The organism is Pseudomonas sp. P5_B2, from assembly GCF_056400445.1.
In genome coordinates this window covers 1-1,749 of record NZ_JBFULH010000764.1, presented here as the reverse complement: position 1 = coordinate 1,749, position 1,749 = coordinate 1, and the positions used below count along the sequence as shown (strand labels likewise).

General features: G+C 49.6%; 3 protein-coding genes. All 3 read left to right on the top strand.

The genetic code is table 11. The features are described from left to right. On the top strand, positions 1-500 hold a 500-nt coding region (locus AC1DRJ_RS26525; protein WP_477804761.1), incomplete at its 5' end, for an EAL domain-containing protein. 90 nt (positions 501-590) lie between these two features. Then, positions 591-1,415, top strand: a complete 825-nt coding sequence (locus AC1DRJ_RS26520; RefSeq protein WP_477804760.1) for a winged helix-turn-helix domain-containing protein — start codon at positions 591-593, stop codon at positions 1,413-1,415. Next, positions 1,412-1,749 (top strand): hypothetical protein (locus AC1DRJ_RS26515; RefSeq protein ID WP_477804759.1); only part of this gene is annotated, 338 nt, incomplete at its 3' end. The genes AC1DRJ_RS26520 and AC1DRJ_RS26515, both read left to right, overlap by 4 nt.

The window sequence follows — 1,749 nt, the reverse complement described above, 5'->3', positions numbered from 1 at the left end:
ACTTTGTAGAGGCCTTGCTTAGAACACACGGAATACCGGCGTCGCGGATTGTTTTTGAAGTGACAGAACGCTCACTCATAGGTACAGCCCACATTCAACTGCAACGTCTGCGGGATATGGGGCATCGGATTGCCATTGATGGCTTCGGCATCAATTATTTCAGCTTGGCCTGTCTCGGTGAATTACCTGTCGATATTTTGAAACTTGATCGATCCTTCCTAAACCCGGAAAAACTCTACTCCAATAACAGTATCCTCTGGTGTCTCACGTGCCTGGCTCATTCACACAATCTCACCGTGGTCGCCGAAGGACTGGAAACTTTCGAACAGATTCAGGCCGTCAAGTTCGCGGGAATACCTCTGGCACAGGGCTGGTATTACTCACATGACCTTCCCATTGAACAACTGGCCAAGGGCTTTTTCTCTATCAAGGAGCCCTTTGTAGACAGCCGTGCCAATTGTCGGATGCCCAACACTTGCCAGCTTGGTAACCCCTTGTAACACCTGGCTGTGCCAAATGATCTAAGCACCTATGCGAAAATCGGAAAATTGAGACAACTACATGACCTCTACACAGAACAAGGGCAATCCGTGACGCTAACACAAACCATTGGCCATGTGATCCGTTGCCCCCGCACTGCGGGTCTCGCACTGTTTGAACCGACTCGACAACTGCTGACTTTTTGCGATCCCGCAGGCGACAAAGTAGAACTTAGTTACTCCGCATCCCGGATACTCGAACTGCTGATCCAGAAGACCGATACGATCGTCACTCGGGAAGATATTCTCGCCTATGCCTGGCCCGGTCGAATTGTCACCCAAAGCAGCTTGAATCAAGCGATATCCAGCGTTCGTGAGCAATTGGGGGATGAGATATCGAAAGATATCATCCAGACCATGCCCCGCCGTGGGTACCAATTCAACTCCCGTTTCCTGGCGCGTCCGGAAGAATGGCCTGTCAATGACAACATCGCTAAGCCGGACGCTTGCGAAGCAGCGCCTCAGCCGACGATTGTCATGCACGAAAACAAGCGTCTCCCTCGCCCATGGTTACCTGCGCATATTTGGCTGTTAATGGTTATCGCGTTACTCCTGGGCTTGCTGATCTGGCGTATCAACTGGTGCTTATTATTGGAACCCGGACTTGCAACCAATAACCAGCAGTCAGGTGATAATCGCTTGATATATACGGCACCGGACGAAGCACAATTGCCTGCATTGGAGACTGAAATGGCACCACTGCGTCAAAAACTCCTCGACCTGAGTCAGTCCCCGGTCACGCTATTGTTCAATAGAACCTACAATTTTTATGATGTCCTTTGCATCAGCCAAACCCATCGTATTTATTCCATATTCGTGCACAAATCACAATTGTCCCGTCTGACCGATGACCAACTCAGGGAGTGCCTTCAGTGAGGCGTCTGAATACTTGGCTTTGGGGGATTGTGGTCCTGCTTCTCGGTGCCCACGCCGGCTATTTTTTTATTGAACAACAACGCCCTTTTGACACGTACTTCGTGAATGGAGTTTCAGTGTTCGAGAACGGCGATGTTTTTCCAGAGTATTCGCGCCTACAGTTCCAGGAGGATCGAGTCTATGATTTCCAAAAAAGTTCCGACTGGTCCAGGCTATTTTCCCTTGGCATAACAGGTCACGCTTGGGGCAATATCACGCTGAGTTCAATTTCCGAAATGCACTCTCAAGTCAGCCTTCAAACTGAGAATGATGRTCACGAACTCAATTTCAACAG